Below are 21,292 nucleotides of genomic sequence, written 5' to 3' on the forward strand. Positions count from 1 at the left end.
GGTGTCCCGTTGTCTTTTGGGGCTCCACCCGGGGGTGGGCGAACCCGTGTGTGGTGCGGTGTGTTTGTGTGTATTGTGCTTAAAAACCAACACCCCCCACCCACGACCAGCTGTACCGACCGGCTTCCCCGACGTCGCCACCTCAAGCCTTGGACACCCGCAGGGTGACCTGGTCGCCCCCCGAACTCACGGCGACCAGGTCCACCCGGCAGGCGGCGAACTCGACGGACTGCCGGCCACCCCGCCCGGTGGAGGCGACTTCCGCCGTCGTCCGCTCACCGCGTCCCGGTTCGGCCAAGGCCAGCTCGATCACGGCCTCCCCTTCCCAGACGCAGACCATTCCCGCGGCGCAGCGGGAATCGGACACCAGGCGAGCGAACCGGATACTGACGTCCTTCGACGCGACCTCGGTCGTGTCACCGGCGTTGAGGACGACGGTCTCCCCCAGCTCGACGGCGCCCTGGGCAGGCTGGGGCCGCTGTACCGGCGCGGGCTGGACCAGCGTGGGCCGGGTCGCGACGGGCTGTTCGCGCGCGGCGGAGCTACCGGCTCCGCAGGCGAGGCCGACCAAGGCGCAGAGGACGACGAGCAGCTTCTTGGGGTCCACGTGTTCTGGACGTAGCGGAGGCTCCGGTCCGTTGCATCGGTTTTTCAGTTGATCTTGTCGACCAGCACCCAGACACCGGTCGACGGGTTACGGCCGTGCTCCCCGCCCGGCTCGCCGTTCTGCTTCTTCGCTCGCAGGACAGCGGCCTCGATCCCGTTCTCGTAGTCCGCGAACCGCAACGCCGCCTTGTCGAATCCCGGGACGTGCTTGACCAGTCGTTTCGCCACATCGCCGTAGCACGTCATCGGCGCCGAGCACGCCTCGAAATGCAGCAGCAACCAGAACTCGAAGCACGGGTTCGAGATCGCCAGGTCGATCCGGAGCCTGCGAGCCGTCGCGACCGCCTTGTCGAGGTCGAACTCGTCGACATCGACCACGCACCACACCTCGTCGTACGTCCCTTCGGCGCGATCACGCATTCCCGCCGCGTATTTGACCACCGCGTCCGGATCGCCACGCTTCGCTTTGATCTTGACCGTGATGGCCGGGTTCCGGCGAGCACGTTTGAGCCCTTCGAAATACCCGGGCTCCGTTGCCTCCGCACCACAGACGACGAGGACCGAAGTTCGCTGCTCCCGGAACGCCGACCGCCTCCGGCCGCTGTTCTCCCTGCGGGTCATCCGCCCTGCACTGCCTCGGCGAAGTCACCCAGCACCGGAACGGCCCCGTAGCTGCCGGCGAGATAGCGACGCTCGGTGTTCTGGTCCTTGCGCGGTTTGAAGTCCGTGAGCGGATAGAGCTCGCTGGCCCCTTCCGCGTTCTTGTCCACGAACCAGATCTGGTCGCGGTCCAGGACGGCGTCCCCGAGCATGGTGCCGAGGAGGCTCGTGTCGTGCGTGGTGAAGACGAGCTGGGCGCCGTGGGGATTGGTCGTTTCGGACTGGAAGAGGCTGACGAGCTTCGCGGTCAACAACGGATGCAGACTCGAGTCGATCTCGTCGACGACGAGAACCTGCCCTTCGTCGAGCGCGTCCAGAACGGTCGGGATGAGCCTGAGCCAGTTCCTGGTTCCAGCGGACTCGTCGTGCAGTTCGAACGGCGACTCGGTCTTACCGTGCCAGAACCTCAACCTCCATCGTGGCCCGGACCCGGTACCGACGACTCGCCCTGGCAGCAGCCTCGTGTGCTGATGACTCGGCGGCTCGTCGACGAGCTCCGCGAGGACATCCGCGATTCCCACGTCAGCGGCCGCGAGCAGGGACAGCAGGCGGCGGCTGTTGCGCGCGTCTCGCTGCAGGAAATTCCCCACTCGGCTCCCCACGTCATCGGGAGCCCACGCTCCCTCGGCGGAAACGATCCGGAGCGAGCGCTCGAACCAGCGGTAGACCGGCATCAGAGGGCCGAGTTCCAGCCCGGAGCAGAAGCTCAGTAAGAGCACATCTCCACGGATCAATTCCTCCAGAGCGGCGAATTTGCTCCTCAAGTTCGCCGAAGTGGACCCGAACCGAAGGTCGTCTCCGGTTCGTTCGAACACCACCCGCCGACGTTTCTCCGGGTAGGCGTACAGCCATTCCTCCAGGACCGCGTCGTCACCGGCCCGGAAGCCGTACGTGTACCGAGTTCCTTCAGCGAGGATTTCGATCACGAAGGTCGACGGAAGCTCCCCCGCTTGGGCATCCAGGCGAAAAATGCTGCGTGGCCCGGCGCCGAGGACTTTCGACGTCAGTACGCCGACCGCCATGTAGGTCAGCCCGTCGAGAAGGTTCGACTTACCGGAGGCGTTCGCCCCGTAGATCGCGGCCACCGGAACGGCCGCACGCTCGTCCCCCGGCATCGCGGGCATCAGGAGGAGCTCCTGTTCGTCACGAAACGAGCGATGGTTGCCCAACCGGAAGCTTCGGAGCACCCTGGCCACCTTCCTGGCAAAGTTTCAGGCCGTTCTGTACCAGTAAACCGCACAGAACGGCCTGAAGCCTCATCCGGGGCCCGGTCAGTCGTCGGAGACGTCGCCGCCGTTCGCGTCCCCGCCGCCGCGGATCATGAACAGCACCGACTCCAGCTCCTCCGGCTTGATCAGCACGTCCCGTGCCTTCGAGCCCTCCGAAGGCCCGACGACGCCGCGGCTTTCCAGCAGGTCCATCAGGCGTCCGGCCTTGGCGAAACCGACCCGCAGCTTCCGCTGCAGCATCGACGTCGAGCCGAACTGCGAGGTGACGATCAGCTCGGCGGCCTGCAGCAGGACGTCGAGGTCGTCGCCGATGTCGGAGTCGATTTCCTTCTTCTCGCCGGCCTTCGCGGCGGTGACGCCGTCCTGGTAGTCCGGCTGCGCCTGTTCCTTGGCGAAGTTCACCACGGCGGAGATCTCTTCGTCGCCGACGAAGGCGCCCTGGATGCGGACCGGTTTCCCGGCACCCATCGGCAGGTACAGCGCGTCACCCATACCGATGAGCTTCTCCGCGCCCGGCTGGTCGAGGATGACCCGCGAGTCGGTGAGCGAGGAGGTCGCGAACGCCAGCCGCGACGGCACGTTGGTCTTGATCAGGCCGGTCACGACGTCGACCGACGGGCGCTGGGTCGCCAGCACCAGGTGGATACCGGCGGCACGCGCCTTCTGGGTGATCCGGACGATCGCGTCCTCGACGTCGCGCGGGGCGGTCATCATCAGGTCGGCGAGCTCGTCGACGATCGCCATGATGTACGGGTACGGCTGGTAGACGCGCTCGCTGCCGGGCGGCGCGGTGATCTCGCCCGAGCGCACCTTCTTGTTGTAGTCGTCGATGTGCCGGACCTTGTTGACCTGCATGTCCTGATAGCGCTGCTCCATCTCCTCCACCAGCCAGGCCAGCGCGGCGGCGGCCTTCTTCGGCTGGGTGATGATGGGCGTGATCAGGTGCGGGATGCCCTCGTACGGGGTCAGCTCGACCATCTTCGGGTCGATCAGGATCATCCGGCATTCGTCCGGCGTCGCCCGCGCGAGCAGCGACACCAGCATCGAGTTCACGAAGCTCGACTTACCGGAACCGGTGGACCCCGCCACCAGCAGGTGCGGCATCTTCGTCAGGTTCGCGGTGACGAAATGGCCCTCGATGTCCTTGCCGAGCCCGATGACCATCGGGTGGTTGTCCTTGACCGTCGACGGCGCGCGCAGCACGTCGCCGAGGCGCACCATCTCGCGGTCGGAGTTCGGCACCTCGATGCCGACCGCGGATTTGCCGGGGATCGGCGCCAGCAGCCGGACGTTGTCGGTCGCCACCGCGTAGGCGATGTTCTTGGTCAGCGCGGTGATCTTCTCGACCTTCACGCCCGGGCCGAGTTCGACCTCGTACCGGGTGACCGTCGGACCCCGCGTGAAGCCGGTGACCTGCGCGTCGACGTTGAACTGCTCCAGCACGCCGGTGATCGCCTCGATCATGGCGTCGTTGGCCTTGCTGCGGGACTTCGGCGCGTCGCCGAGCTTCAGCAGATCCGGCGGCGGGAGCTTGTAGTCGCCTTCGACGGTCCTCGTGACCGCCAGCGGAGCCTCGGCCTTCTTCGGCTTCTTCTCTTCGACAGGCTTGGGTGCTGGCTTCGGAGGCCGCAGCGGCGTCGGCGTTTCGGCCAGCGCGGCCTCGATGTCGAGCTGCTCGCCCTCGTGGTCGGCCGAGGACTGGCGGCGGCGCGACGGCTTCCGCAGGCGCACCGACTTCGGGTCGGCTTCGGTGACGGCGTCGCGTTCGTCGTGGATGGCCTTGCGCTCGGCCTCGGCCTCTTCGATCTCTTCGGGGTCGAGGCCCCAGTTCCGCAGCCGGTGCGGGATCTCCCGGACCGGGGTCCCGGTGAACACGAGCGTGCCGAACAGCAGCGCCAGCACCAGCAGCGGCACGGCGACCCAGGTGGTGACGCCCATGGTCAGCAGGCCACCGGAGAACGCGCCGATCACCCCACCGGCGTACATCCGGCCGTCGTTGGTCTCGGGCAGCGCGGTGAAGATGTGCAGCAGGCCGAGTACCGACAGGATGACCAGCAGCGTGCCGATCACCATCCGCGGCCGGGCTTCCGGCATCGGTTCCGAACGCATCAGCGCGACGGCGACCACGGTCAGCACCAGCGGGAGCGTCACGGCTCCGGCGCCCAGCAGCGAGCGCGTGCCGACCTCCACCCAGCCACCGATCGGGCCCGCGGCCCGCCACCAGACACCGAACGCGATCACCAGCGCCAGCGCGATCAGGCCCAGCGCGAGACCGTCCCGGCGGTGTTCCGGTTCGAGTTCACGGCCGCGGCCGACGGTCCGCGCGAGCGTGCCGAGGCCCTTCGCGAGCAGGTTCCAGGTGCCGCGCACGCCCTTGGCGAACGTGCCGGACGACTTCTTCCGCGGTGCGGGACGCCGTGGAGCGGGCTTCCTCGCAGCCGTTGACCTGGGCTTCGCCGGGGTACGCGGCTTTCGCGCCGGCCCCTTGCTGCCGCCGCTTCGCGCCGTACTCCGTTTCCTGGTCGTCGACCCGCTAGCCATGCCTCCACGGTAACCGCCTCGACCCTCCAGCCCCGGCTGCCACTCGGAGCACATCTTGAACATTCGTCTCAGGTCACAGCTTGAGCGGCCATCCGGGTGAAAAGTGGTTCATGACATGCTCTGCCCCATGTTCGCGCTGCATCAGGACGAAAATTCGGCTCGCCGCGCCCCGGCCATCTGGCGCACGATGCTGAACATCGACCGGGGGCTGGTCAACTTCGTCGGCAAACTCACCGTGACCGGCGGTGTTCCGGCCGAACTGCGCCGCAAACCCTTGCTCATGACGGCCAACCACATCGGCGTGTTCGACGCGTTCGTGCTGATGGCGGCCTGCAAACGGATCGGCATCAACCCGCGGTTCATGCTGGCGGGCGGCATCCTCGACGCGCCGGTCATCGGCCCCGCGCTGCGGGTCAGCGGCCACCTGCGGGTCGACCGCAAACAGGCTTCGACGGCCATCGGCCAGTTCACCGAAGCCACCGAAGCGCTGCGCACCACCCGTGACCCGCTGATCGTCTACCCCGAGGGCCGGATCAGCCACGATCCCGGCCTGTGGCCGGAGCGCGGCAAGACCGGCGCGGCGCGGCTCGCGCTGGCCGCCGGGGTGCCGGTGATCCCGATCAGCCAATGGGGCGCGCACGAGGCCGTGTACTGGGGGACGGAGACCGTCAACGGCCCCGCCGACCTGCTGCCGCTCGCGAAGTCCGGGCTGAGCGCGCCCATGCGGCGGCCGCGGTTCAAGGTGCATTTCGGCGAGCCGGTGGACCTGTCGGAGGTCGAGCCGGACCGGCCGGGCGCCGGGGTCCGCGCGCACGCCAAGATCATGCAGGCGATCACCGACGGCCTGGTCCCGCTGCGCCGCGACGAACTCGACAAGCCGCGCTTCCACGACCCGACGCGGCCGACCGACACCGTCAGCCCGTGGAAGAAGTACTGAGTTCCGGATCCTGAGACGGGTGCCAGCGTTCGCCTAGGGTCGGCGGACGTGAGCACCCGCATCCTCGTCGTCTACTACAGCGCGACCGGAAACACCGCGAAACTCGCCACGGCGCTGGCCGACGGCGCCCGCGAGGCCGAAGCCGAAGTCCGCGTCCGCACGGTTCCCGAAACCGCCCCGCCCGGTGCGGTGGCGAGCAATCCGCGCTGGCAGGCGTGGGTGGACGCGGGGCCGCACCACGAGACGGCGACGCTGGACGACCTGGAATGGGCCGACGGTTTCGCGGCCGGGAGCCCGACCAGGTTCGGCGGCCCCGCCGCCCAGCTGAAGTCCTTTTTGGACAGCACCGGTGGCCTGTGGGCCAAGGGAAAGCTGGTGAACAAGGTCGCGACGTCGTTCACCACCGCGTCCACCGCGCACGGCGGGCTCGAATCGACCGTGCTCGCGACCAACAACATCTTCTACCACTGGGGCGCCATCGTCCTGCCCCTCGGCTACACCGACCCGCGACTGCTGGAATCGGGCAATCCGTACGGCGGCTCGTTCGTCTCGCGCAAATCCGCCGAGCCCGACGAACTCGCCCTGGACGCCCTCCGGTTACAGGGGCGACGGCTCGCCACTGTCTCGCGCTACGTCGCCGACGGCCTTTTCAAGGACGGGTGAAGGGAACCGCACACCCGCCTCTTGCGTCGTAGAGTGGTCACACAGCGTCACGCTACGGGGAGGAAGCGGGATGACCGGCGGCTACGAAGTGGTCCTGGAATCGATCGGCGCGGCATCAAAAGCGGCGAAACGCGCTTCGGACGACGTCGGGAAGGTGCACCTCGCGGCCGCGCTCAACGACGTCGCGGCGGGCTTGCCGGGTGGCGTATCCGGTGAAGCGGCCCGGCTGCTCGCCGACGCCCGGGGCCGCGCGGTGCCAGGCTGGGCCGAGAACACCGCGGACTACTCCGCACGACTCGACGCGGCGGCCGTCCGCTACCGCTCGAACGAGCTCGCGGCGTCACGAGAACTCCCCGTCTGATGCTCACCTGGGGAGACGTGCGCCGGTGGGATCCGGCCGCGATCGGCCGCGTGGCCGACGCGCTCAACGACGGCTGCACCCGCATCATCGCCGCGAGCGACGACGTCGGAGCCATGGCCCGCTTCACGGGCTGGACCGGCGAGGCGGCCACCGCCGCGTCGATCCGGGGCGAATCGCTGACCTCCACCCTGGAGCGGCTCGTCGCCGAGGCGTCCGCGGTCCGGCGGGGTGCCCACGAGGTGCAGATCGCGCTGGACCGGATCGTCGCGTTCGTGCGGGAGACCGACGAACTGGCGCACCGGAACGGCCTGGCCATCGGCCCCGGCGGCGAGATCTCCGTCGGCGCCGTGCGGCCTGACCAATCCCGCGTGATGGCGGAACTGGCCGACCGGATCGAACAGGGCCTACGCCGCGCGGCGGACGTCGACGCCGATTTCGCCGCGATCCTGGGCCGGGCCCTTCGTGGCGAAATCACCGAACAGGGTGGCGGCACCCTCGCCCAAGCGGCGGACGCCGGGGCCGCGCAAAGCGGCCTGTCGATCATCGGGCCGCCGGAGAACGGCTCCCCCGGCGACAACAAGGCATGGTGGGCGAGCCTGTCGGATACGGCGAAAGTCGCGCTGCTGCAAGGGAACCCGGGACTCGTCGGCAATCTCGACGGTATCCCGGCGGCCGACCGCGACGCGGCCAACCGTGCCGTCCTCGCCCGCGAGATCGCGCGACTCCAGGGCGATCCCAAGCTCAAGGGCCTGGAAGCCATCGAACGGCGGCTGGCCCAATCGGAGCCGCAGGCGTTCCTGCTGGGGCTGGACACCAGCGGCGACGGGAAGGCGATCGTTTCGGCGGGGAATCCCGACACCGCGGCGAATGTGGCGACCTACGTGCCGGGGACCGGTTCGGAACTGGCGAAGATCGGCGGCGATCTCAACCGGTCCGACAAGATGTGGGCCGCGGCGACCACCTCGGGTTCACCGTCGACCGCGGTGATCACCTGGCTCGGCTACGACGCGCCGAACGAGATCACCGACGCCGCGAGCGCCAAGTACGCCGACGGCGGCAAGGCGGCCCTCGCCGGATTCCAGGACGGGCTACGGGAAACACACCAAGGGCCGCCTTCGCACAACACGGTGCTGGGCCACAGCTACGGCACCACCGTCGTCGGTCACGCGGCGGTCGACGGCGGCCTCGCCGCGGACGAACTCGTCTTCGTGGCGAGCCCCGGCGTCGGCGCGCACGACGTCGGCGAACTGCACCTCGACGGGGTGAACCAGGACGAGATCGGCAAGCACGTGCACGCCACCGTGGCCGAACACGACATGATCAACCTGGCCAACGTCGAGATCGCCGGCTACGACCCGATCCTCGGCCAGGACCCGGCCGACGCGGACTTCGGCGGGCAGGTGTTCACTTCGGCGCCGGGCACGGACGGGTGGGGCGGGTACAGCTCGGAGGCGCACAGCGAATACTGGGAAGACAACAACCCGTCGTTGAACAATCTCGGCCAGATCATCGCCGGGAAGCCGACTACGTGAACCGGGCCTTCGCATTCATCCTCGCCTCGCTGATGTTCTCGGCGGCTTGTTCCCCTGGAGGTGGGGACCATATGGAATCGACGATCACCGAACAGCAGGCTCGCGACAAGGTCGAGCAATACATCCAAGGCGCGCTGTCGGCGCTGCCCGCCTCTGCCGAACTGAAGCCGTTCACACGGAATCGTTCGGAGTGCACGGATCCGACCGACAAGGGACCGCTGGGCCGCTTCGAGATCTCCGCGACTTACGAGATCGTCGGCCTGGACTCCGCGCGGTTCCCCGAACACTTCACGGCGATCATCCAGTGGTGGGAAGCGCACGCCTTCAAGATTCTGACCGACTCCCGGCCGACAGATCAGTATGTCTTCGCGCGAAACACCGGCGATGCCTTCGACATGTCGATCAAGGCGAACGACCTCGGCAAGTTCTACGTCGGGGCGACCTCCCCCTGCGTCTGGCCGGACGGCACGCCCGAACCCCAGGCCGTCGAAGCCACCGAACCCGAGCAGCCGGTCGCCGCTCCCCCGGAACCGGAACCGGTCCGCAAGCCGCGCCGCGCTCCCGTCGACGACGAGGACTTCGCCCAGACCAACTGGACCGACGGCGGCGCCTCTTTCTGATTTCACGCGCGGCCGGTGTGACCGCAGGTGCCTGTGGTGCGCGCGTGGCGATCATCAAGTCCGTGAAGGCCTCCTTGAGGGACCCTGGGTCCCTCAAGGAGGCCTTCACGGACAGCAGTCTCACGACCGGCCCAGCCGCTGGGAAAACGGGTCGCCCCGCCGTCGCCCGGCCTCTACCCTCCGGCCGTGACCGCCGAACTCGCCGCCGCCCCCGCCCCGCATGTCGCGCATCGCGGCCGGGGCATCACGCTCATCCTGCTCGCCGCGGTCTTCTTCGGGACGTCGGGTGTGCTGGGCAAACCGGCGATGCAGGCGGGGTTGTCGCCGGAGCAGGTCGCGGCGATCCGCATCGGGTTGTCGGCGATCGTGCTGCTCGGGCTGGTCGCCGTCTTCCGGCCGAAGCTCCTCAAAGTGACGAAGCGCGAGTGGCCGCTGCTGCTGGCGTACGGCTCGCTCGGCGTGGCGGGCGTTCAGCTCATGTACTTCCTCGCGGCGGGCCGGATCCCGGTCGGGATCGCGATTTTGCTCGAGTTCACCTCACCGGTGCTGATCGCGCTGTGGGTGCGGTTCGTGCGGCGGGTGCGGTTGCCGAGGGCGATGTGGGCGGGGATCGCGCTGGCGATGACGGGGCTCGTGCTGGTCGCGCAGGTCTGGGAGGGGCTGAGCCTGGACGTCGTCGGGTTGCTCGCCGGGCTGGGCGCGGCCGTCTGTTCGGCGGGTTACTTCCTGCTCGGGGAACGGGGCGTCGCGGACCGCGATCCGCTCGGCATGGTCACCTGGGGGATGACGATCGGCGCGGTCCTGGTGTGCGCGGTCGCGCCGCCGTGGACGATCCCGTGGGGCCTGCTCGGCGCCCCGGCGTCGTTCGGGCCGTGGGAGCCGCCGGTGTGGTCGCTGCTGATCGCGCTGGTGCTGATCGCGACCGTCCTCGCCTACGCGACGGGTATGGCGGCGCTGCGGCATCTCCCGGCGTCGGTGGCGAGCGTCGTGGGGCTGGTGGAGCCGCTGATCGCCGCCACCGCGGCCTGGCTGCTGCTGGGCGAGGCGCTCAGCTGGATCCAAGCCGCGGGCGCGGTCGTACTGCTGACCGGCGCGTACATCGTCCAGCTGAATTCGAACGTGGTCCAGACGGACTCAACCCTGCTGGAGGCCTCGTAGCTCGCTGATCTCCTGCTGCTGCGAACGCGACGTCGTCGCGGCGAGGTCGCGGGCGTCGGGGTTGCGGCCGTGCTGGGTTTCGGCTTCGGCGATGCGGACGCCCGCCTCGCGCTGGCGGATCAGGCGGGCGGTGAACTGGCGGTCGAAGTCCTTTCCGGACAGTCCCGCCAGTTCCGCCATGTCGCCGGGGCCGATGTACCCGTCGCGCTGGATGTGTTCGAGGTTCGGGTCGTCCGGCGCGGGCTGGCCCCACGCCTCGATGAGCCCGGAAAGCCGCGCGATCTCCGGTTCGTGCGTGTCGATGACGCGTTTGGCGACCGCCTTCAACTGGCCGTTCTCCGCGCGGGTTTCCGCCAGTGAAGCCAGATCCACGCCCTGCTGGTGGTGCGCGAGCGCCTGCCGGGCGAACGCGACATCGGCGTCGTTGAACGGAACGGCGGCCTGTTGCGCCATCGGTGAAGACCCGGGAGGCGCCGTCCGCGACTGGGGTGCCTCGTCCGAGCAGCCCGCGAGCGCGACGGCGGCCATGGCGACGGCGGGCAGGAACCGGAGGGCGGCGTGCGACATCGAAGAGCTCCTCGGAACGCGCGGTGGAGATGCCTAGGTTGGCAGAGTCCACATCGGCCTGTGCACCGGGGGTTGCGCAAACACTTTTCCTCCCGGCCTCGTGGTGCGACAATCCCGCGATCCACCGCCACTCCGACAGGGGGTAACCGCGAATGGGCGCAGAAACCACGACCGGGCGGCCGGGGTTGCGCCCGGACCTGCGGCAACGCCACGTCCGGATGATCGCGCTCGGCGGCATCATCGGCGCGAGCCTGTTCATCGGCAGCGGCGCGGTCATCCACACCGTCGGCCCGGCGGCCGTCCTCTCCTACGCCATCGGCGGCCTGATCGTCGTGCTGGTGATGCGGATGCTGGGCGAGATGGCGACGGCCGCGCCGTCCCAGGGTTCCTTCATGGAATACGCGCGGACTTCGCTGGGCGGCTGGGCGGGTTTCACCGTCGGCTGGCTGTACTGGTACTTCTGGGTCGGCGTGGTCGCGTTCGAGGCCGTCGCCGGGGCGAAGATCCTGCAGACCTGGATTCCCGTTGTGCCGCAATGGGTCTTCTCGCTCGTCCTGATGCTCCTGCTGACCGCCGCCAACCTCGCCTCGGCCAGGTCGTTCGGGGAGACGGAGTTCTGGCTCGCGTCGGTCAAGATCGCCACGATCGTGGTGTTCCTCGTGGTGGGCGTCCTGTTCGTGCTCGGCCTCTGGCCCGGCGGTTCGTTCTCGGTCGGCAACATCGCGCAGGACGGCTTCTTCGCCAACGGCGGGTTCTCGGTGGTCCACGGCGTGGTGATCGTGATCTTCTCCTACTTCGGCGCGGAGATCGTCACCATCGCCGCCGCCGAATCGCGGGAGCCCGAAACGGCCGTGCGCAAGGCGACCTCGTCGATCGTCTGGCGGGTCATCGTGTTCTACGTCGGCTCCGTGACACTGCTGGTGATGATCACCGGCTGGCGGGAGATCCCGACCACGACGAGCCCGTTCGCCGCCGCGTTCGGCCGGTTCGGCATCCCCGCCGCCGAGACCGTGGTCAGCGCGGTGGTGCTGACGGCCGTGCTGTCGGTGCTGAATTCGGGGCTGTACACCGCTTCCCGCATGTTGTTCGCGTTGCACGGCAACGGCTGGGCGCCGAAGTGGATCGCGGACACGAACCGGCGCGGCGTGCCGTGGAAGGCGATCCTGGTGTCCACTTCGGTCGGGTACGTGGCCGTGGTGATGAATTTCCTGTCACCGGACAAGATCTTCTACTTCATCATCAACTCCGCGGGCGCGGTCGCGCTGTTCGTCTACGCGATCATCGCGGGCTCACAGCTCCGGATGCGGCGCCGTCTGGAGGCCGAGGCGCCGGAGCGGCTGAAGCTGCGCATGTGGGGCTATCCGTGGCTGAGCCGGCTCACGCTCGCCGGGACGCTGGCCGTGGTCGCGTCGATGTTGTTCGTGGACGCGGACACGCGGGCCCAGCTGTACCTGAGCCTGATCAGCCTGGCGGTGATCCTCGGCGTCTACTTCATCCAGCGCCGGCGATCCGGCCGAGAGCACCGTAAAACACCTCTCCGATCTTCGCGGGATCACGGCTGAGGAAGGCCTGGCCGCCGACCGGGACGACGAGCTGCCCGAGTTCGGTCTCGTCGGCGTCGGGGCCGATCCCGAGGGCGATCAACGGTACCGGACGCTTCCGGTCGTGCAGCTTTCCCAGCTCGGCCAGCAGGTTCTCGCGGCCGATGCCGCCGGGGTCGGTGTCGCGGCCGTCGGTCATCACGATGACCAGGTTCAGTTTCCCCGGCTGCCATTCCTCGCGTGCCAGCCGATAGATGTCGAGGACGCTGTCGTACAGGCCGGTCTGCCCGTCCGGCACGGCGCGGACGGCGCGCAGCCGGTCCACGGCGGCCAGCTGCTGCCCGACCGGCGCCATCGGCAGGATCTCCCGATAGTCGCGTTCACCGTCCATTTTGGTCGCGAAGGTCAGGAAACGGATCTGTGACGCGGGTTTGAACAGCCCCAGGGCGTTCTCCGCCGCTTCCAGCGTGAGCCGCAGCCGGGATTTCCCGGTTCCCGGGACCGGCGCGCTCATCGAACCGGAGACGTCGATCAACACCTGGACCCGGGCGCTCGCGTTCACCCCGGCCCACTGGCGGAGCACTTCGTCGACGTCGGCGGCGGCCGGGATCTCGGCGCTGCGCTGTCCCTGTGCCTCGACACGCTGATCTGTTTCCGCGAGCCGCAACGCTTGCCCACCCGGGGCGCGCAGCTCCGACCGTGAGCCGGTCGCGGCACCGTGGAGCAGGGCGCGTTCCAGTTCCGCGACGGCTTTGCCCTGCTGCTGGGTCGCGCCCGCGATCTCGACGAACGGGTAGTCGAGCGCGGGGGCGGCGGGTGAGTACACGGCCACCAGCGCGGTCTCGCCTTCGGAAAGCTCGGAGTTGTGCCGCAGCACCGCGTTCTCCGCCGCGGGGAACGCGGTCGGCGAAGCGCCGGTGGAGAACTTCCGGAGCAGGGCCACGTACGCGGCGGCCGGATCCGAGGCGCCCTTCGTGACGTGGCGCAGTGCCAGCAGCGCCGAAACACCGACGGGGTCGCGCACGGGATCCGGCATCCCGGCCACGATTCCGGCGTGGCCGAGCACTTCCGGCCAGGTCAGCGGCTTGCGGGGCCAGCCGAGTTCTTTCGCGACCGGTTCCGCGACCGCGAGCACCACCGGCGAACTGGCCACCGACGGCCCGGAGAGGGGAACACCGTCGGCCCTTCTCAAGAACAGCGTCGAGGACGGGATCCAGGCCTGCGGCCGGGGCGCCGTCCCGGACAGCTCGTCCGCCATCTGGAGGGAATCCCTGGCCTGGACGTCGAACGCGACACAGGCGAGACCGAGGTCGCGGGCGGTCCGGGTGACGGCGGGGGCGATGTCGGGCGTCGCGGCGACGACGACCCGCTCGGGCTCGCAACCGGGATCGGAACGCGCCAGGGTCACGGTCACCCAGGTGGCCGCGCCGAGCACGGCCGCCAGCGCGAGCGCCAGTAGCGGGAGCAGTATCCGTCTTCGGGTCCGGGCGGTGGTGTGGCGTCCCATGGACTCTCCCGGTCTCCCGGCATGGGGTTCGAGGAGCGTCCGAGGGTACGCCGGCCCCACCCTTAGGGGAAGGCTGCGACTTTCGGCGTAGGAGAAACCGTACCGAGGCGGGAGGTGGCCGACCCCGGGTCGCGGAACACTTGCCCCGTAAGGAGAACACTCGAAATCGGGGGTATCCGTGATGAACCGGCCCACGCGCGCGGAACAGCGCAAAGCCCGCAACGCCCTGTTCGGTCAGGCGATCACGATCGCCTTCGCTCTGCTGATGACGGCGGCCGCGAATCGGTCTTCATCGGGATGAGCCGCGCCTGGGCGACCGGCGAGTTCGCCCACGCGCGCCAGGGCGACGGCCACGTGTGCGCGGCGTCGGGTCGCTCCACCCGCGCGTCGGTGAAGTCGGCGCCTTGTTCGAACTCGGCGCCGTCGAAGGTGGTCGTGCCGCTGAACAGCGCGCCGATGAAGGTCGCGTACCTGGGGAACGACGCGGTACGGAAGTCGGTGTCTCCGGTGAAGCACGCCCTGTCGAAGTCGACGTACGACAGGAACCGGGTTCGGCGAAAGTCCCCGCGGACGATCAGGCTGTCCTTGAAATCGGCGTCATCGAGGACGGTGTCCGCGAAATCAGGTTCGACGAGCACCGCGTCCCGCAGGTCCAGGTAGTCGAGGTCCCAGAACTCGAGGGGCCGGGCCTCCCCCTCGGGCCAGCGAAAGTGCCGCGAGAGAATCCTCTGCGCGGCAAGCCGGACCTCGAGTTCTTCCTCGTCCTCTACCGGGTATTCGAAGGGTCTGCGCAGGTAAGTACAGATCAGCGAGACGACATCTTCCCGATAGTCAGGGTCTTCGCGCCCGTAGCGCTCCAGGACGGCCAAGCCTTCGAGGCGCTCAGAGGCGTCCTCGCTGTCCAGCATCTCGTCGATGCGCTCCCAGTGGTCCCGCCGGAGCCCCGAAGTCACGGTTTCGGGCTGTATCCGCCGGTCACGGCGGACGCCCTCGATGAACGTCCGCCCGAGGTAGACCGCGCCCACTCCCAAGGCCACCCCGGCCAGCGCGCCGACGACGTGCAATCCGATCATCATGCGGCGATTATGCGCGAGAAGGCCCCTTCACTCGACTGAGTAAAGGGGCCTTCTCACGTGCTCACGGCTAAACGGGGATGACCGTCGGCACGATCATCGGACGGCGCCGGTAGGTGTCGGCGACCCAGCGGCCGACGACGCGGCGCACGGCCTGCGCGATGCGGTGGGTGTCGGTGATGCCCTCGGCCTCGGTCCTGGCGAGTTCCATCTCCACCATCGGGAGCACGGCGTCGAGCGCCTTCGGGTCGTCGGAGAAACCGCGTCCGGACACCGTCGGACGGGTCACCGCGCGGCCGGTGCTGGTGTCGACGGCGACGGTGATGGCGATGAAGCCGCCCTCGCCGAGCACGAGCCTGTCGGACAGCGTCGACTCGCCGACGTCGCCGACCGAAAGGCCGTCGACGTACACGTGCCCGACCTCGACGCGGCCGGTGCGGGTGGCCTTGCCGTCGACGAGGTCGACCACGACGCCGTCCTCGGCGATGACCACGTTCTCCGGCGCGACACCGGTGCGCACGGCCAGTTCACCGTTGGCGCGCAGGTGCTTCCACTCGCCGTGCACCGGCATGACGTTGCTGGGGCGCACCGCGTTGTACAGGTACAGCAGCTCGCCCGCCGACGCGTGCCCGGACACGTGCACCTTGGCGTTGCCCTGATGCACGACGTTCGCGCCGAGCCGGGTGAGGCCGTTGACGACGCCGAAGACCGCGGTCTCGTTGCCCGGGATCATCGAGCTGGCCAGCACGACGGTGTCACCGGCACGGATCGAGATCTGCCGGTGCTCGCCGCGCGCCATCCGCGACAGCGCGGAAAGCGGCTCGCCCTGCGAACCGGTCGACACGAACAGCACCTTGCTCTCGGGCAGGTCGCTGGCCTGGTCCAGGTTGACCAGCAGGCCGTCCGGCACGTTCAGCAGGCCGAGGTCGGCGGCGATCCCCATGTTCCGGACCATCGACCGGCCGACGAAGGCGACCCGGCGGCCGTGCCGCACGGCGGCGTCGAGCACCTGCTGGACGCGGTGCACGTGGCTCGCGAAGCAGGCGACGATGACGCGCTGGCCGACCTTGCGGACGACGTCGTCGAGCACCGGGCCGATGTCGCGCTCCGGCATGACGAACCCGGGCACCTCGGCGTTGGTCGAGTCGACGCAGAACAGGTCCACGCCCTCGTCGCCGAGCCGGGAGAACCCGGCGAGGTCGGTCAGCCTGCCGTCGAGCGGGAGCTGGTCGAGCTTGATGTCGCCGGTGTGCAGCACGACCCCCGCCGGCGTGCGGATGGCCACCGCGAGCGCGTCCGGGATCGAGTGGTTGACCGCGAAGAACTCGAGGTCGAACGCGCCGACCTTGCGGCGCTCGCCCTCACGGACCTCGATCAGGTTCGGCCGCTGACGGTGCTCCTTGGCCTTGGCCGCGAGCAGCGCGTTCGTGAACCGCGAACCGTAGATCTTCAGGTCCGGGAAGAGCCGCAGCAGGAACGGGACGGCACCGATGTGGTCCTCGTGCCCGTGGGTGAGGACGAGGCCGTCGATGTCCTCGAGGCGGTCTTCGATCGCGCGGAAGTCGGGCAGGATCAGGTCGACGCCGGGCTGGTCGTCCTCGGGGAAGAGCACCCCGCAGTCGACGATCAGCAGACGGCCGCCGAACTCGAAGACGGTCATGTTGCGGCCGACTTCGCCGATCCCGCCGAGCGCCACGACGCGCAGGGCGCCTTCGGGCAGCGCCGGCGGCGGGGTGGTCGGTCCGGGTCCGGTTGACAATGAACTCACCGAGGCATGGTCCCTACGCTGGTATGTGAGGTCGGCGCCGTGTAGGCCGCCGCTGAATCTGCTTGTGCCACCCGAGCACCATGCCAGTCACTGGCGGCGCTTTCGCCGAGCGGCACGCCTCCCTGGGCGAGATCGGCGGAAATCGCCTGGAGTTGCTCGTCGTTCGCGGCCACGATGGGCAGGCGCGGGTCGCCGATGTCGAAGCCGCGCAGCCGCAGCGCCGCCTTCGAGAACGCGACCCCGCCGACGCGGGACATCGCCCGGAGGACCGGCAGCATGCCGCGGTGGTTGGTGCGCGCGGTCGAGGTGTCGCCGGACTCGTAGGCGTCCATCATGCCGCGGATCCGGCCCGCCACGACGTGCCCGATGACGCTGACCACGCCGGTGCCGCCGACGGAGACCCACGGGAGGTTGAGGCCGTCGTCGCCGGAGTAGTAGGCGAGCTGCGTGCTCGCGATGACCTCGGAGCCGGCGATCAGGTCGCCCTTGGCGTCCTTGACCGCCAGGATGCGCGGGTGCTCGGCCAGCCGCAGCAGCGTGTCGACCTCGATGGGGACGATCGAGCGCGGCGGGATGTCGTAGAGCATCACCGGCAGCTCGGTGGCGTCGGCGACGGTGGTGAAATGCGCGTAGAGCCCGGCCTGGCTGGGCCGCGAGTAGTACGGCGTGACGACGAGGATGCCGTGGGCGCCCGCCGCTTCGGCCTGCTTCGCCTGCTCGATGCTGTGCGCGGTGTTGTTCGTGCCCGCCCCGGCGACGATCGTCGCGCGGTCACCGACGGCCTCGACGACCGCCCGGACCAGCTCGGCCTTTTCGGCGTCGGTCGTGGTGGGGCTCTCCCCGGTCGTGCCGTTCACGACGAGACCGTCGTTGCCCAGTTCCACGAGGTGTTCGGCCAGCTCCTGCGCCCGCTTCAGGTCCAGCGCGCCGTCGGCGTCGAAGGGGGTGGCCATCGCGGTGAGCACGCGCCCGAACGGTCTTCCCGGCGCTGCGGTAGGTGGAGTGGACATGCTGTGAAGGTACCTCCTGCGGCCGTTCGACCCCTTGCCGACGTGGTCATTCCCGAGAATGCGGGAGATTTTCCGCGACGAAGGCGAACTCGGCGCAAACTCTCTGTGAGCTATTTGACCTTGGTCGTGATCTGCGCGGTGAGCTGCCCGCCGTCGGTCTTGGCGAGCAGACAGAAGTAGCCGCGCGAGTAGTTCCTGTTCTCCTCGCTCAGCGGCCGGTTCCACTCCGCCTCGGTAGGGACGACCGCCCGCCAGTAGAGCCCCGCCCGCTGCTGCGGCGGCACCACGTCCGAGTTGAAGGTGGCCGAACACACCGCCTCGGCGATCCTGTTGACGGCATCGGCGCCGGGATACCCGGCGACCGCGGCATCGTCACTACCGGCGGACTCCACGTCGAGAAGGCTTCCCTTCGCGTAGACCTCGACCAGGTGATCCTTGCTGCAGGTGCCCTGGGTGTCGGAGTTCAGCGCCGCCGACTGCTGCTGCAGCGGGATGTTGTAGCACTCGCTGAGCGAGCTTTCGACCTTGAGCTGACCGTTGATGCCGTAGGTCAGGGTGGGCTGCGCCTGGTTGTTCCCCTCCGGCGCGGCCATCCAGCGACCCAGGAAGATGCCACCGACCAGTGCACCGATCACGGCGACCGCGGCCAGGCTCAGCCACAGCGGGCGCAGGTTGCGCTTCGCCGGGGCCGGGGCGAGCCGGGTCATCGGCCAGCCGGACTGCGGCATCATCGCGGTGCCGCCCGAGGGCGGCGTCGGCTGGGCCTGCACGCCCTGCGCGGCCGCGAGCAGGCTGCGCACCTGGTCGTACGACATCCGCGCCTCGGGCTTGGTGACCAGCAGGCCGAGGATCGCGGCGGCCAGCGGGCCCTGGACCCGGGTCAGATACGGCGCCTCGGTCATGATCGCGTGCAACGTCGCGGCGGTGGTCGAGCGTTCGAACGCGACGATGCCCTCCGCGGCGAAGAACAGCGTCGTGCCCAGCGACCAGAGGTCGGATTCGGGCATCGCGTCGCGGCCTTCGACCCGTTCCGGCGCCATGAACGCGGGCGAACCGACGATCATGCCGCTGGTGGTCAGGCGCGGGTCGTCGGCGGCGTGCGCGATGCCGAAGTCGGTGAGCTTCACCCGGCCGTCCGGCGCGACCATGATGTTCGCGGGTTTGACGTCGCGGTGCACGATCCCGGCGGCGTGCGCGGCCCGCAGCGCGGACAGCACCCGCTCCCCCACCAGCGCGATCTGCTGGGCGGGCAGGGGGCCGCGGTCGCGCACCAGGTCGGCCAGCGTCGGCGCCTCGACCAGTTCCATCACGATGTAGGTCGCGCCGTTCTCGGTGACGACGTCGTACACGGTGACCACGGCCGGATCGTTGAGACGACCGGCGGAGCGGACCTCGCGCAGCATCCGCTCCGTCAGCACCGAAGCGTCCTCGGGCGCGTTCGGGAACTTCAGTTCCTTGATCGCCACCTGACGGCCGATCACCTGGTCCTGCGCACGCCAGACGATGCCCATCCCGCCGCGGCCGAGCTCGCCCAGCAGGGCGTATCGGCCGGCGACGATCCGCGCGCCGGCGGCCTGCCGCGTCTGCTGGGGCGGCCCGTACGGACGGGTCTGTTCGTCGGTCAAGGTTCGGTGCTCCTTCGGTTCGCGCAGGATGCTAACTCGGACCCGTTCGCGCGCCGAAAGGTTCCTTCGCCCAGCTGGTGAATCAGACCGTGACCTCGTGCCCGGCTTCCCGGAGCGCCTTCACCGCGCGCTCGAGTTCGGGAGCCCGGACCAGCACGTGGTCGGTGTCGAAGGTGGACATCGAGAACAGCGCCACCCCGGCGGCGGCCAGCTCGCTCGACAGCGCGGCGATGATGCCGGTCAGCGTGAAGGCCAGCGGCCCGCGGACCGACAGCCATCGCCAGCCGTCCTCGACCGTGGCACCGTCCGGTGCGAGACCGGCCGGGCAGATCACCGAAAGCTCCTCGGGGGTCCGCGTGATGGAGATCAGCACGGGCTCGCCGGGGTCGAGCAGGTTCGCCGGTATCGGCGCGTCCGGGGCGAGGCGGGCGACCGCGTATTCGCCGGGCCGGACGTCGATCGCGAGGCGTCGCATCAGCCCTCGAGGACCTTCGGGCTGGACGCGACCTCGGTGCCGTCGGGCAGCGCGGAGATGGTGAAGTCCGCGAACACGTTGCCCGAGGCCTTCTGCAGCTCGCGCAGGCAGTCGATGGCCAGGGCGCGGATCTCGACGTCGGCGTGCTCGGTGGCACGCATCGCGATGAAGTGGCGCCAGGCGCGGTAGTTGCCGGTGACCACGATGCGGGTCTCGGTCGCGTTCGGCAGCACGGCGCGGGCGGCCTGACGGGCCTGCTTGCGGCGCAGGGTCGCGCTCGGCACGTCGGCGAACTTCTCCTCCAGCCCGGCGAGGAGCTCGGTGTAGGCGTCTACGGCGGCCTGCGAGGCGGCGAGGAACTTCGCGTGCAGCTCCGGGTCCTGCGCGATGACGTCGGGCTCGACGAACGCGGCGTCGCGCTCCGGGACGTAGCGCTGCGAAAGCTGCGAGTAGGAGAAGTGCCGGTGGCGGATCAGCTCGTGCGTCAGCGACCGGGAGATCCCGGTGATGTAGAAGCTGACGGACCCGTGCTCCAGCACCGAAAGGTGGCCCACGTCGATGATGTGCTCGAGGTAGCCGGCGTTGGTGGCCGTCTTCGGGTTCGGCTTCTTCCAGGACTGGTAGCAGGCGCGGCCCGCGAATTCGGCCAGCGCCTCACCACCGTCGGCATCGGTCGACCACGGCACGTCCGACGGCGGGAAGAACTCCGTCTTCGCGATCAGTTGAACCTTGGGTGACACGGTCTCGGCCACGTTCGCACTCCTTTTCGACCCCTGCTCCACGACTCCGGGCAGCGTAACCGCCGCCGTCTTCGACGCCGGGGCGACATCACGATGACGTCATCGCCGCCTTGACTGACATCACAAGTGACGTCATAGTGGTGTCATGGATCTGACGCCGTACATCACAAGCCTTCGCGAGGACCTCGCGAACACGGCTTCGGCCGGCGACGAGCAGACGCGGCGCGCTGCCGCGCTGCTGTCGTCGGCGCTGGAGCCGGCCGCCCGCCTGACCATCATGAACGCTCTCGCCGACCTGGCCGCCGAAGTGACCGCGGCGCTGCCGGGGCACGTCGTCGACGTCCGGCTCGACGGCCGCGACGTGCGCGTCGTCGTCACCGGCTCCGGTTCGGGGGAGCGCGCCGAGCAGTCCGCGCCCCGCCAGGAGGCACCGCGGGAGGCCCCGCGCGGACCCAAGATCGACACCGGCGACATCACCCGCATCACGCTGCGCCTGTTCGAGCAGGTCAAGGGTCAGGCCGAGGCCGCGGCCGCCGCTCAGGGCGTTTCGCTGAACACGTTCGTCTCGCAGGCCGTCCAGGGGGCGCTGGGCAAGAGCGGCAGCGAGCACTGGCAGCACAAGCAGAAGCCGGACGGCGGTGCCGGTTCGCACCTGCACGGCTGGGTCCAGGGCTGAGGG

The 21,292-nt window shown here is 69.3% G+C and carries 20 protein-coding genes; 8 read left to right on the forward strand and 12 right to left on the reverse strand.

Annotated features, from left to right (window positions below; translation table 11 throughout):
* Nucleotides 1-142: 142 nt before the first annotated feature.
* The 4 genes from ACIHAO_RS18415 to ACIHAO_RS18430 all read right to left on the reverse strand — a co-directional run bounded on the left by ACIHAO_RS18415 (nucleotide 143) and on the right by ACIHAO_RS18430 (nucleotide 4,865).
* Nucleotides 143-607, reverse strand: a complete 465-nt coding sequence (locus ACIHAO_RS18415; protein WP_396559275.1) for a hypothetical protein — start codon at nucleotides 605-607, stop codon at nucleotides 143-145.
* Between the two features lie 44 nt (nucleotides 608-651).
* On the reverse strand, nucleotides 652-1,227 hold the full coding sequence (locus ACIHAO_RS18420; RefSeq protein ID WP_396559277.1) for an RloB family protein: 576 nt from the start codon (nucleotides 1,225-1,227) through the stop codon (nucleotides 652-654).
* Nucleotides 1,224-2,453 (reverse strand): ATP/GTP-binding protein, encoded by a 1,230-nt coding sequence (locus tag ACIHAO_RS18425; RefSeq protein WP_396559279.1) that lies wholly within the window; start codon nucleotides 2,451-2,453, stop codon nucleotides 1,224-1,226. The genes ACIHAO_RS18420 and ACIHAO_RS18425 overlap by 4 nt, the downstream gene beginning before the upstream one ends.
* Before the next feature lie 84 nt (nucleotides 2,454-2,537).
* A complete protein-coding gene (locus tag ACIHAO_RS18430; protein WP_396559281.1) occupies nucleotides 2,538-4,865 on the reverse strand; it encodes a DNA translocase FtsK 4TM domain-containing protein in 2,328 nt (775 codons plus the stop codon).
* A gap of 298 nt (nucleotides 4,866-5,163) precedes the next feature.
* On the opposite strand from ACIHAO_RS18430, the gene ACIHAO_RS18435 reads away from it, so the two are divergent.
* From ACIHAO_RS18435 to ACIHAO_RS18460, 6 genes are all read left to right on the forward strand, one after another.
* Nucleotides 5,164-5,973, forward strand: a complete 810-nt coding sequence (locus ACIHAO_RS18435; protein ID WP_396559283.1) for a lysophospholipid acyltransferase family protein — start codon at nucleotides 5,164-5,166, stop codon at nucleotides 5,971-5,973.
* A 48-nt stretch (nucleotides 5,974-6,021) separates the two neighbouring features.
* A complete protein-coding gene (gene wrbA, locus ACIHAO_RS18440) occupies nucleotides 6,022-6,636 on the forward strand; it encodes an NAD(P)H:quinone oxidoreductase (RefSeq protein ID WP_396559285.1) in 615 nt (204 codons plus the stop codon).
* Between the two features lie 70 nt (nucleotides 6,637-6,706).
* Nucleotides 6,707-6,997: a hypothetical protein gene (locus ACIHAO_RS18445; RefSeq protein WP_396559287.1), complete on the forward strand. Its 291-nt coding sequence runs from the start codon at nucleotides 6,707-6,709 to the stop codon at nucleotides 6,995-6,997.
* Nucleotides 6,997-8,529 (forward strand): alpha/beta hydrolase, encoded by a 1,533-nt coding sequence (locus tag ACIHAO_RS18450; protein WP_396559289.1) that lies wholly within the window; start codon nucleotides 6,997-6,999, stop codon nucleotides 8,527-8,529. The genes ACIHAO_RS18445 and ACIHAO_RS18450 overlap by 1 nt, the downstream gene beginning before the upstream one ends.
* Before the next feature lie 71 nt (nucleotides 8,530-8,600).
* Nucleotides 8,601-9,149 (forward strand): hypothetical protein, encoded by a 549-nt coding sequence (locus ACIHAO_RS18455; protein WP_396559291.1) that lies wholly within the window; start codon nucleotides 8,601-8,603, stop codon nucleotides 9,147-9,149.
* A gap of 186 nt (nucleotides 9,150-9,335) precedes the next feature.
* Entirely contained in the window at nucleotides 9,336-10,307 is a 972-nt protein-coding gene (locus tag ACIHAO_RS18460) for an EamA family transporter (protein ID WP_396559293.1), read from the forward strand.
* Here the strand turns inward: ACIHAO_RS18460 and ACIHAO_RS18465 are convergent.
* Nucleotides 10,284-10,874: a DUF305 domain-containing protein gene (locus ACIHAO_RS18465; protein WP_396559295.1), complete on the reverse strand. Its 591-nt coding sequence runs from the start codon at nucleotides 10,872-10,874 to the stop codon at nucleotides 10,284-10,286. The two genes, ACIHAO_RS18460 and ACIHAO_RS18465, sit on opposite strands and share 24 nt — an antisense overlap.
* A 152-nt stretch (nucleotides 10,875-11,026) precedes the next feature.
* Between ACIHAO_RS18465 and ACIHAO_RS18470 the strand changes: the two genes are divergently transcribed.
* On the forward strand, nucleotides 11,027-12,436 hold the full coding sequence (locus ACIHAO_RS18470; protein ID WP_396559297.1) for an amino acid permease: 1,410 nt from the start codon (nucleotides 11,027-11,029) through the stop codon (nucleotides 12,434-12,436).
* Here the strand turns inward: ACIHAO_RS18470 and ACIHAO_RS18475 are convergent.
* The 7 genes from ACIHAO_RS18475 to thyX all read right to left on the reverse strand — a co-directional run bounded on the left by ACIHAO_RS18475 (nucleotide 12,366) and on the right by thyX (nucleotide 20,625).
* On the reverse strand, nucleotides 12,366-13,922 hold the full coding sequence (locus ACIHAO_RS18475; protein ID WP_396559299.1) for a VWA domain-containing protein: 1,557 nt from the start codon (nucleotides 13,920-13,922) through the stop codon (nucleotides 12,366-12,368). The two genes, ACIHAO_RS18470 and ACIHAO_RS18475, sit on opposite strands and share 71 nt — an antisense overlap.
* A gap of 242 nt (nucleotides 13,923-14,164) precedes the next feature.
* A complete protein-coding gene (locus ACIHAO_RS18480) occupies nucleotides 14,165-14,998 on the reverse strand; it encodes a pentapeptide repeat-containing protein (RefSeq protein WP_396559301.1) in 834 nt (277 codons plus the stop codon).
* A gap of 67 nt (nucleotides 14,999-15,065) precedes the next feature.
* Nucleotides 15,066-16,754 carry a ribonuclease J gene (locus tag ACIHAO_RS18485; protein WP_221472739.1) on the reverse strand — a complete coding sequence of 563 codons (1,689 nt, stop codon included), beginning with the start codon at nucleotides 16,752-16,754 and terminating at the stop codon, nucleotides 15,066-15,068.
* A gap of 5 nt (nucleotides 16,755-16,759) precedes the next feature.
* Nucleotides 16,760-17,773: a 4-hydroxy-tetrahydrodipicolinate synthase gene (gene dapA, locus ACIHAO_RS18490; RefSeq protein ID WP_396559303.1), complete on the reverse strand. Its 1,014-nt coding sequence runs from the start codon at nucleotides 17,771-17,773 to the stop codon at nucleotides 16,760-16,762.
* Nucleotides 17,774-17,883: 110 nt separating this feature from the next.
* A complete protein-coding gene (locus tag ACIHAO_RS18495; RefSeq protein ID WP_396559305.1) occupies nucleotides 17,884-19,398 on the reverse strand; it encodes a serine/threonine-protein kinase in 1,515 nt (504 codons plus the stop codon).
* An 82-nt stretch (nucleotides 19,399-19,480) separates the two neighbouring features.
* Nucleotides 19,481-19,873, reverse strand: a complete 393-nt coding sequence (locus ACIHAO_RS18500; RefSeq protein ID WP_396559307.1) for an ACT domain-containing protein — start codon at nucleotides 19,871-19,873, stop codon at nucleotides 19,481-19,483.
* On the reverse strand, nucleotides 19,873-20,625 hold the full coding sequence (gene thyX, locus ACIHAO_RS18505) for an FAD-dependent thymidylate synthase (RefSeq protein ID WP_005156312.1): 753 nt from the start codon (nucleotides 20,623-20,625) through the stop codon (nucleotides 19,873-19,875). The genes ACIHAO_RS18500 and thyX overlap by 1 nt, the downstream gene beginning before the upstream one ends.
* 133 nt (nucleotides 20,626-20,758) lie before the next feature.
* Here thyX and ACIHAO_RS18510 point away from each other — a divergent pair, with 133 nt between their 5' ends.
* Complete coding sequence (locus ACIHAO_RS18510; RefSeq protein WP_396559309.1) at nucleotides 20,759-21,289, forward strand: toxin-antitoxin system HicB family antitoxin; 531 nt, start codon at nucleotides 20,759-20,761, stop codon at nucleotides 21,287-21,289.
* Nucleotides 21,290-21,292: the final 3 nt, after the last annotated feature.

This window comes from Amycolatopsis sp. NPDC052450 (assembly GCF_044547565.1).
GTDB lineage: Bacteria > Actinomycetota > Actinomycetes > Mycobacteriales > Pseudonocardiaceae > Amycolatopsis.